Annotated in this window: 8 protein-coding genes; 6 read left to right on the top strand and 2 right to left on the bottom strand. The window is 65.6% G+C overall.

Annotated features, from left to right (window positions below; translation table 11 throughout):
• Positions 1-159: 159 nt before the first annotated feature.
• Complete coding sequence (locus ACZ3HL_RS27570) at positions 160-606, bottom strand: Lrp/AsnC family transcriptional regulator (RefSeq protein ID WP_465534587.1); 447 nt, start codon at positions 604-606, stop codon at positions 160-162.
• A gap of 107 nt (positions 607-713) precedes the next feature.
• On the opposite strand from ACZ3HL_RS27570, the gene ACZ3HL_RS27565 reads away from it, so the two are divergent.
• The 5 genes from ACZ3HL_RS27565 (at position 714) to ACZ3HL_RS27545 (ending at position 6,871) form a co-directional block, all read left to right on the top strand.
• The gene (locus ACZ3HL_RS27565; RefSeq protein WP_465534586.1) at positions 714-1,166 is read left to right on the top strand and encodes a rhodanese-like domain-containing protein; all 453 of its coding nucleotides are present in this window, start codon (positions 714-716) and stop codon (positions 1,164-1,166) included.
• Between the two features lie 84 nt (positions 1,167-1,250).
• The gene (locus ACZ3HL_RS27560; protein WP_465534585.1) at positions 1,251-2,006 is read left to right on the top strand and encodes a type 1 glutamine amidotransferase; all 756 of its coding nucleotides are present in this window, start codon (positions 1,251-1,253) and stop codon (positions 2,004-2,006) included.
• A gap of 93 nt (positions 2,007-2,099) precedes the next feature.
• Complete coding sequence (locus tag ACZ3HL_RS27555) at positions 2,100-3,230, top strand: inorganic phosphate transporter (RefSeq protein ID WP_465422060.1); 1,131 nt, start codon at positions 2,100-2,102, stop codon at positions 3,228-3,230.
• Positions 3,231-3,335: 105 nt separating this feature from the next.
• Positions 3,336-6,308: a bifunctional [glutamine synthetase] adenylyltransferase/[glutamine synthetase]-adenylyl-L-tyrosine phosphorylase gene (locus ACZ3HL_RS27550; protein ID WP_465534584.1), complete on the top strand. Its 2,973-nt coding sequence runs from the start codon at positions 3,336-3,338 to the stop codon at positions 6,306-6,308.
• 128 nt (positions 6,309-6,436) lie between these two features.
• The gene (locus ACZ3HL_RS27545) at positions 6,437-6,871 is read left to right on the top strand and encodes an acyl-CoA thioesterase (protein ID WP_044856402.1); all 435 of its coding nucleotides are present in this window, start codon (positions 6,437-6,439) and stop codon (positions 6,869-6,871) included.
• A gap of 90 nt (positions 6,872-6,961) precedes the next feature.
• Here the strand turns inward: ACZ3HL_RS27545 and glnA are convergent, their stop codons facing one another.
• Positions 6,962-8,386 (bottom strand): type I glutamate--ammonia ligase, encoded by a 1,425-nt coding sequence (glnA, locus tag ACZ3HL_RS27540; protein WP_005167524.1) that lies wholly within the window; start codon positions 8,384-8,386, stop codon positions 6,962-6,964.
• A gap of 172 nt (positions 8,387-8,558) precedes the next feature.
• Here glnA and ACZ3HL_RS27535 point away from each other — a divergent pair, with 172 nt between their 5' ends.
• A complete protein-coding gene (locus ACZ3HL_RS27535) occupies positions 8,559-9,044 on the top strand; it encodes an RDD family protein (RefSeq protein ID WP_465534583.1) in 486 nt (161 codons plus the stop codon).
• Positions 9,045-9,084 lie beyond the last annotated feature (40 nt).

Below are 9,084 nucleotides of genomic sequence, written 5' to 3'. Positions count from 1 at the left end.
TTGTGGGAGAGTAGGACACCGCCGGACTAACATTAAAAGAAGGGTCCAGGCCCCGGTCGAGAACCACGAGTTCTCCCGGGGCCTGGACCCTTTCTTCATACCCACACACGCCAAGTGATAGCAAAGGTCCCTTGCTCCCCCGCCCCCCGACGGCGACGCTCAGCAGCTCCGCTGGCCTACAGCGCGCCGGCGCACAGGCGATGAGAAGACCAGGGAAGTCGTCGTCTCTCCATAGCGTTGCATCCGCTCTACGAGCTCCTCCAACTCCGCAGTGCTCCGGCAGGCGACCCGTACCAGCCAGCACTCGTCGCCAGTGACGTGATCGGCGTCGAGGACCTGGGGAAGCGCGAGGACCGTTTCGCGGAAGCGGGCCGAGTCCAAACTCCGGACCCTCGCCCGGACCATCGCCTCGATCGGTAACCCGAGCTTCGCCACATCGACGGTGGCCGAGTATCCGGTGATGATCCCCCTCTCCTCAAGCCGACGAACCCGCTCGGTCACCGCGGGCGCGGACAGCGACACACGCCGACCGAGTTCAGAGAAGGTCAACCGGCCGTCGGACTGGAGCAGTTCGAGTAGCTGCCAGTCGAGATCATCGAGGTTCACAGAACTCCAGGTTGATCGTCGTGCCCACCAGGAAACTCCAGGCTAACCGCCGGCAGGACCTGGATTTTCCGATGTTGTGGATGATCACCGGCCAGCAGGATTGGGACATGACGACCGAACCCCGCGTACTCATGTTTCCGGCCTTGGACAGCGCGACCGCGGCCGCGCACCTGCACGCCGAGCTCGCCCTCGAAGTCGACCCGGATGACCTGGTCCGAGACCTCACGTCCGGTGCTCGGCACGGGTACGTGGTCGTCGAAACCAGGGCCCCTGAAGTCTTCGCGTCGGCTCGCATCCCGGGCGCGATCAACCTCCCGTATCGGGAGATGACGGCTGAGTCGCTCCGCGAGCTGGACCGCGAACTCGTCTACGTCTGCTACTGCGAGAGCATCCACTGCAATGCCGCGACCAAGGGAGCGTTGAAGCTTGCGGAGCTCGGCTTCAAGGTCAAACGCCTCTCCGGCGGCATCACCGCCTGGCAAGCAGCCGGTTATCCCGTCGACCGGGGCGCCTCGGTACCCGCTGTCACCTCGACACCCACTCCGCGCTGCGCCTGCTGACTAGGGGAGCGGGGGACCTTTGCTACCGCCACCCCGAGCGGTAGCAAAGGTCCCCCGCTCCCCCGGCGGTCGTAGGCTGGGGATGTGACCGCTCTCAAGTTGCTCGTCATCCAGCCGGATGCATCCGACCCGATCGGCCCTCTCGGTGACTGGTTCACAGAGGCCGGCGCCGAGCTCGACATCCGGTTGCTGCCCGATCAGACGCTCCCCACCGATCTTGACGGGTACGCGGGTGTCGTCTGCCTCGGCGGCGGGATGGGCGCCAACGACGACGAAGCTCATCCATGGCTCGCGGACGTGCGGAAGCTTCTTTCGAAGGCCGCGGGCGCGCGCATCCCGACCCTCGCGATTTGCCTCGGTGGTCAGCTGCTGGCTGTGGCGCTGGGTGGCAGCGTCGCCATAGGTGATCGAGGGCCTGAGGTCGGCCCCGGCCTTGTGTCCAAGAAGGACGCTGCCTGGACAGACCCGCTCTTCGCGGACTTACCGCTGATGCAGGACGTCCTGCAGTTTCACAACGACGCGATCACGAGACTGCCCGCGGGCGCCGAGCTTCTCGCCTCTTCGCCGCGGTACGCCTACCAGGCCTTCCGATTCGACCGTTGTGCCTACGGTGTCCAGTTCCATATCGAGACGTCGCCGGATGTGGTCCTCGACTGGGCACGCCAGTCGCCGGAAATGGCAGAACTCACCCGGCCGGACGTACTCACCCAGGAAAACCTCGCTCGGGTGCATGCCGACATCACCGAAACCTGGCGGCCGTTCGCCCATCGCTTCGTCCGTCTGGTGTCCGGTGCCCTCGCCCCGGCTGCGGACCGTCAACGTACATTGCCGATGGCTTAACGACCTATGTCTCAAATGTGTATGGGCTATTAACGCTCAGGTCATGCCGTCAGGTACCTTGCGAAGGGAATTTCGAAGGGTTCGGAGGTCGGGGTGGAGCCCTCAGTCTTGGTCGTGCTCGTCGTCGTCACGGCCCTAATTTTCGATTTCACGAACGGGTTCCACGACACGGCCAACTCGATGGCGACGTCGATCGCCACCGGGGCGTTGCGTCCCAAGGTCGCGGTGACGATCTCGGCGGTCCTGAACCTGGTCGGGGCCTTCCTGTCGGTCGAGGTGGCCAAGACCATCTCGAATGGACTCGTCGACGACTCCAAGATCGGACCGGCGATCGTCTTCGGCGGCCTGGTCGGGGCGATCGTGTGGAACCTGATCACGTGGTTCGTCGGACTACCGTCCAGCTCGTCCCACGCGTTGTTCGGCGGGCTGATCGGCGCCACATGGGTATCGGCCGGAACGGACTCCGTCCATTTCGGAAAGATCGTCGAGAAGGTGCTGGTGCCAGCGGCACTGTCACCGGTCTTGGCCGGCCTCGTGGCGATGATCGCGACGTACTTCGTCTATCGGATCTTCGTCCGCCGTGGCCGCACCGCCGGCTTCCGGGTGGGCCAGATCATCTCGGCCTCGTTGGTCTCGCTCGCCCATGGCACGAACGACGCGCAGAAGACCATGGGCATCATCACGCTGACGATGATCACCGCCGGAACCCTTCCCGCCGGGGCAGGGCCGCCGCTCTGGGTGATCGTCAGCGCGGCGCTGGCACTCGCGCTCGGAACATACCTGGGCGGCTGGCGAATCACCTTGACGCTGGGTAAAGGCCTGACGGATATCGCCGGCCCGCAGGGCTTCGCCGCGCAGACCAGCTCGGCGGCGGTCATTCTCGCCTCGACGAATTTCGGCTTTCCACTCTCGACGACCCACGTCTGCTCTGGCGGCATCGTCGGCTCCGGGGTCGGCAGGAACGAATCACCGGTCCGCTGGCGCACGGCCGGCCGCATGGTGATCGCCTGGCTGTTCACACTTCCCGCCGCAGCCATCGTCGGTGCCGCGGCCGGCCTCGTGACCTCGACGGGCACGGTGGGCACGATCGCCGTCGGTGTCGCAGGCCTGGCGATCGGTATCGGGATCTACCTTCTTTCACGGCGGAGCCCCGTCAACGCAGGCAGCTTCGCGAGTCCTGCCCCGACCGTTCCCGAACAGGAAGTCGGCAGAGTCGCCGCTTAGGGGAGCAAGGGACCTTTGCTACCGCCTCCACGCGGCAGCAAAGGTCCCTTGCTCCCTTGCGCGTCCGTCTGGTCTCGGACGGATGGGCGACTACGGTGGAAGCCGATGGTTGAGCGCGCCAGGCCGACCGCTTCCGTGGCGAGATACGGCTTCACTGACCCCCGAGCCGACGGGCAGCTGCGTGCTGCCGGTTGGTGGACCGAATCCGGCCCGGACGGCTCCGCCGCCGACGTGATGTCGGCGCTTTCCCGCGCTGCGGATCCCGACCTCGCCCTGAGCGGACTGGACCGGATCAGGGAAGCTGACCCTGCTACCTGGAATGAGCTCGACCAGGCGCTCCGCACCAACCGAACCTTCCGCGGCCGGTTGCTCGGCGTTCTGGGCACTTCGAGCGCGCTCGCGGACTTCCTGGTCGCGAACACCGACTGCTGGAAGACCCTCCAGGGCGAGAAGAACATTGCGCCGGATCTGTATGTGAGCAGTCTTCTCGACCATTTGCGGCCGGACGGTGAGCTGCTCACAGGGCTCGAGTCGGAGCAGGCTCTTCGCATCGGCTACCGTGAACTGCTGCTCGGAATAGCTGCGGCCGACCTGGGGCATCTCGTCGAACCCGGCCTCCGCCAGCCACCCTATGCCGAGATCGGGGCCCAGCTCACGACGCTGGCCGAGGCCGCGCTGACGGTCGGTCTCCTGGTCGCGGAGGCCGAGGTGGGTGTAGCTGCCGAAGGCCATTTGTCCGTGATCGCGATGGGCAAATGCGGCGGTCGCGAGCTGAACTATGTGAGCGACGTGGATGTCATCTTCGTCGGAGATGGAGATCTTTCGATCTCCACGAGGCTGGCCAGCACGATGATGCGTGTGGTCGGCAAGGCGTGTTTCGAGGTCGATGCGGCGTTGCGCCCGGAGGGCAAGGCGGGCGCCTTGGTCCGAACCCTCGATGGCCATGCCGCCTACTACCAAAAATGGGCCAAGACCTGGGAGTTTCAGGCATTGCTCAAAGCGCGGCCGGTCGCAGGCGATGCCGAGCTCGGGCGTCAGTACGCGGAGATGGTCGCACCGAAGGTCTGGGCTGCGGCCGATCGGGAGAATTTCGTTCCCGAGGTGCAGAAAATGCGGCGCCGCGTCGAGGGCCATGTGCCGTCCGCGCACGCCGAACGCGAGCTCAAACTGGGTCGCGGCGGCCTTCGTGACGTCGAGTTCGCCGTGCAGTTGCTGCAACTGGTCCACGGGCGGATCGACGCAGAGCTGCGCTCCCCGTCCACGATGGACGCACTCGCCGCTCTGGGGGACGGCGGGTACGTCGGCCGCAAGGACGCTGCGGAGCTCGCATCCTCCTACGAGTTCCTCCGGACCATCGAGCACAGGCTCCAGCTTCGCCGACTACGGCGTACGCACTTGTTCCCTGCCGCTTCGGATGTCAGCGAGCTGCGAACGATCGCGAGAGCGAGCGGTGTGCGGCCTGCCCGGGGCAGAAGCGAAGGGGACGTGCTGGTGGCGGAGTTCCGCCGCCATCTGCAGAGCATTCGGCGTCTTCACGAGAAACTCTTCTACCGGCCCCTGCTGCAATCGGTCGCGAACGTGCCGACGGACGCACTACGGCTGACCACGAAACAGGCAGAGAGCCGTCTCGCCGCACTCGGCTACGCCGCGCCGGACGGGGCCTTGCAGCACATCAAGGCACTGACCGCGGGAATGTCCCGTCGGGCGGCCATCCAGCAAGCTCTCCTGCCGGTCTTGTTGGACCTTCTAGCCGACACCCCGGACCCTGACCGCGGACTTCTGTCCTACCGGAAGGTCTCGGAAGCACTCGAAGCAACGCCCTGGTACCTCAGGGTGCTTCGAGACGAGGGTGCCGTCGTCGAGCGGCTCGCATTCTTGCTCGGTACGTCACGTCTGGTTCCCGACCTGCTGGCCAGAGCGCCGGAAGTACTGCAGTTGCTCGGTGATCCAGCGCGGTTGGCCGGCCGGACCCCGGCGGAAGTGGCCACTTCACTGCGAGCCGCCGTGCGACGCCAGCCGGGATTGAACGCCGCGGTCGCCGCCGCGAGATCGTTGCGCCGGCACGAGATGCTCCGGATCGCGTCGGCGGATTTGCTGGGATTGCTCGATGTCCCAGCCGTCTGCGAGGCGCTGTCCAGTGTGTGGGTCGCCGTGCTTCAAGGTGCCTTGGCGGCTGCTTTTCGCCAGCGCCAGGCCGAGCTCGGCCAGACCCCCGCGAAGATTGCCGTCATCGGCATGGGGCGGTTGGGCGGGGCCGAACTCGGATATGGATCCGACGCGGACGTTCTCTTCGTGTGCGAGCCCGCCGAGGGTGTGTCGGACTCCGAAGCAGCGAAATCCGCTTCCTCCGTCGCCGAGACGGTACGCAAGATCCTCGGCGCTCCCAGCCCCGACCCGGCGCTGGTCGTCGACGCAGATCTTCGCCCGGAGGGACGGAGCGGCCCGTTGGTGCGAACCCTCGAGTCCTACCGCAGCTACTACGGGCGGTGGGCGGAGGTCTGGGAATCGCAAGCGCTGCTCCGTGCTCGGTTCATCGCCGGTGACGACGACCTTGGTGCACGGTTCATCGAAATGATCGACCCCATTCGCTACCCGCAGGCGGGTCTCGACGCGGTTCGCGTGCGGGAGATCCGGCGGATCAAGGCGCGTGTGGAAACGGAAAGGATGCCCAAGGGCGCCGACCCGACCCGGCACACGAAACTCGGCCGCGGGGGGCTCGCCGACGTGGAATGGACCGTGCAGCTCATGCAGTTGCGTCACGGACATGAGGTCGAGGGACTCCGGACCACTTCGACGATCGAGGCCCTGAAGGCCGCGGCGGAAGCCGGGCTCGCTGAGCCCGCCGAGATCGAGTTCCTGACAGAGGCTTGGTTGCTGGCGACGCGGGTCCGTAACGCCGGGATGCTGGTCCGCGGTAAAGCGGTCGACGAAATTCCCAGCTCCGGTCGCGACCTCGCCGCCGTCGCGCGAGTGCTCGGGTACTCGGCCGATGACGACCCAGGCGAGTTCCTCGACGCCTACCGGCGGACGACGCGACGCGCCCATGCGGTCGTGGAGACCCTTTTCTACCAGGGCTGATCGCTCTGACCTGCGGAAAGGGAGCAAGGGACCTTTGCTGCCGCTTGTCATGAACGGACGAGGCGACAGCAAAGGTCCCTTGCTCACACTCGGCGTCGCGGACGGCGGGTGGCGCTTACAGTGGACCGGTGACTGTGCGCGAGCCATTTCGCACCCGGATCAAGGTGCGTCACTATGAGCTGGACACCCTCGGACACCTCAACCATGCCGTCTACCACTCGTACGGCGAGGTCTCCAGACTTGAGCTGATGGAACTCGCCGGCGGCCTCAACGCGGGTATGCGCGATGCGAACCTTGCCTTCGTGCTGCTCGAATCCCATATCGTCTTCCGGCGCGAGCTTCGGGCAGGCGATGTCGTCGACGTGACGTGCGACGCCAAGTTCGGCACCGGCAAGACCTTCCATATGGACTCGAACATCTACAAGGTCGACGGCACCCTCTCCGCGGAGATCACCTGCACGCTGGGGCTCATGGATCTCGAGCGACGCAAACTGGTGGACGACCCGCGCGGCCGGATCGAGCGAGCTGGCGTCGACCTGAAGGTTCTTTCCACTTCGGAGTAGCCGAATTACCTAACCCAATAAGAAACGCCGGTGGTGAGGGCGCTTCCGCACCTCACCACCGGCGTGCTCTTGGTGTTTCCTACCGCACGATCACACGTCGTAGTACAGCGAGAACTCGTACGGGTGCGGACGCAGCCGCAGCGGGTCGATCTCGTTCTCACGCTTGTAGGAGATCCACGTGTCGATCACGTCGGGAGTGAACACGCCACCTTCGAGCAGGTAGTCGTGGTCCGCTTCCAGCGTGTCGAGGACCGCGCCGAGGTCGCCAGGAACGAGCTTGACGTTCTGGGCCTCCTCGGGCGGAAGCTCGTAGAGGTCCTTGTCGATGGGCTCCGGCGGCTCGATCTTGTTCTTGATGCCGTCGAGACCGGCCATCATCATCGCCGAGAACGCGAGGTACGGGTTGCCGGAGGAGTCCGGGCACCGGAACTCGGCGCGCTTGGCCTTCGGGTTGTTGCCCGTGATGGGGATACGGACACAAGCCGATCGGTTCCGCTGCGAGTACACCAGGCTGACCGGGGCCTCGAAGCCCGGCACGAGCCGGTGGTACGAGTTGACGGTCGGGTTGGTGAAGGCCAGCAGGCTCGGTGCGTGCTTGAGCAGACCACCGATGTAGTGGCGGGCGGTGTCGGACAGACCCGCGTACCCCGACTCGTCGTGGAACAGCGGCGTGCCGTCCTTCCACAGCGACTGGTGGCAGTGCATACCCGAGCCGTTGTCACCGGCGAGCGGCTTCGGCATGAAGGTCGCGGTCTTGCCGGCGGCGAACACGGTGTTCTTCACGATGTACTTGAACAGCTGCAGGTCGTCCGCAGCGTGCAGCAGCGTGTTGAACTTGTAGTTGATCTCGGTCTGGCCGGCGGTGCCCACCTCGTGGTGCGCGCGCTCGATCTCGAAACCGGAGCCCTGCAGGTTACGGACGATCTCGTCGCGCAGGTCGGCGAAGTGGTCGACCGGCGGGACGGGGAAGTAGCCGCCCTTGAACTTCGTCTTGTAACCCTGGTTGCCGCCCGGCACGTCGGCGCCGGTGTTCCACCAGCCCTCGACGGAGTCGATCTCGTGGAACGAGGCGTGCTCGGCCGAGTCGAACCGGATCGAGTCGAAGATGTAGAACTCGGCTTCGGGGCCGAAGAACACGTTGTCCGCGACGCCGTACTCGGAGATGTACTGCTCAGCCTTGCGTGCGATGTTGCGCGGGTCGCGGCTGTACGCCTCACGGGTGAACGGGTCGTGCACGAAGAAGTTCAGCGAGAGCGTCTTCGCCTTGCGGAACGGGTCGATACGAGCCGTCTCGGGGTCCGGGAGGAGCAGCATGTCGGATTCGTGGATCGACTGGAAACCACGCACCGAGGAGCCGTCGAAGGCCAGGCCTTCTTCGTAAGCTTCCTCGTTGAACGCCTTCGCCGGAACGGTGAAGTGCTGCATAACGCCGGGCAGGTCGCAGAACCTGACGTCGACGACCTCTACGTTCTCGTCGGCGATAAGGCGCTGAATGTCGTCTGGAGTAGTGGGCACCCTCGGTGACTCCTTCTCGTTCGTTGCCGGCGGCAGTACTCTCTTCGGCTCACGCTAAGAGCGCGGTGTTGCCCGACCGTCACCCGTATGTTTCGCCGGTGTTAACGGGGCGGCGATATCGGGTAGTCGACCAGGGCGAATGTGGCCCGCGCCACCGGCATACCCTGGATGGGTGGCGAGATGGACCGGAGAATGGCTGCCCGGAGCCGGCGATGAGACGACGGCCGGTGGCGAGGGTACGCAGCGGTGGCGTGGTGAGCGACTCGGCTTGCCCCAGTCGGGTGTCGGCTCGGTAGCGGGCGGCGGCGCGCGCCTTCTCGGGCTGCTCATCGACCTGGTTCTCGCCTCGCTGCTCACCGCCCTCTTCATGACTCCCAGCCTGCAGGATCCGGCCGTCATGCAGACCTTCAACCTGTGGTCGGTCGGCGTCTGGGCAGCCATCACGGTCATTCCCGCAGCCTTCTTCGGGTTCACCCCCGGTATGGCAGTGGTCGGAATCCGCGTCGCCAGGCTCGACGGTGCGCAAATGGTCGGTGTGTGGCGTGCCGTCGTGCGGGGGGCACTGACCTTCGTGATCATTCCAGCCGCGATCCGCAACATCGATGGGCGAAGCTGGCTCGACCGGCTGACCGGAACCGTTGTAATCCGCATGCGATGACCGCCGGTGGGGGAGCAAGGGACCTTTGCTCTCGCCGGAG

It is taken from the genome of Amycolatopsis sp. NPDC000009 (genome assembly GCF_055563465.1).
Note: the sequence above shows the minus strand (reverse complement) of the source record. Positions and strands in the feature narration are given on the sequence as shown.